The organism is Pseudomonas sp. B13(2017) (assembly GCF_002113245.1).
In the GTDB taxonomy this organism is placed as follows: domain Bacteria; phylum Pseudomonadota; class Gammaproteobacteria; order Pseudomonadales; family Pseudomonadaceae; genus Aquipseudomonas; species Aquipseudomonas putida_Z.
The window spans coordinates 1-597 of the sequence record NZ_NEJX01000059.1; the positions used below are offsets into that span (position 1 = coordinate 1).

The following is a 597-nucleotide window of genomic DNA, read 5'->3' on the forward strand; positions in this document are numbered from 1 at the left end:
GGTCAGGACTGGTTCCGTGCCGGTGGTGCTGATGCTCGGGCCGTCATCCTTGAACACCAGGTTCTGGCCGATGTTGAGGGTGGCCTGGGCGCTGTCGCCGTCCTTGTCGGTCTTGGTCGCGGTCAAGGTCACCAGGTTGTCGGCGGTCAGGGTCTGCGAGTCATTGGGGTCGTTGGTGTCTGGGTGTACGACGGCACGAAGCTGGTCGAGGGTGACCTCGCCGTTGCTGGCGACGCTGACGGTGAACACCAGGTGGTTGCCGACGGCCGAACGGCCTTCCACCACAGTGCCGTTGAGCGACAGGTTGACTGCCGAGCCGGTAGCCGTGTCGGTCAGGCCGGAAGCGCCTACCACCACGCCCAGGGCGTAGGTGAGCGTACCGGCGCCATCGGCGCCGAAGGCCGAGGTGAAGTTGGCGGCTAAGCTCTGGGTGGCGTCCGTCGTCAGGTCCGTTTCATCGACGGTCAGGACTGGTTCCGTGCCGGTGGTGCTGATGCTTGGGCCGTCATCCTTGAACACCAGGTTTTGGCCGATGTTGAGGGTGGCCTGGGCGCTGTCGCCGTCCTTGTCGGTCTTGGTCGCGGTCAAGGTCACCAG

At 65.2% G+C, this 597-nt stretch carries 1 protein-coding gene; it reads right to left on the reverse strand.

Features of this window, described 5'->3' with window-relative positions; all coding sequences use genetic code 11:
* Positions 1-597: DUF5801 repeats-in-toxin domain-containing protein (locus CAG44_RS27375; RefSeq protein ID WP_256576768.1), on the reverse strand; the 597-nt coding region annotated here is incomplete at both ends.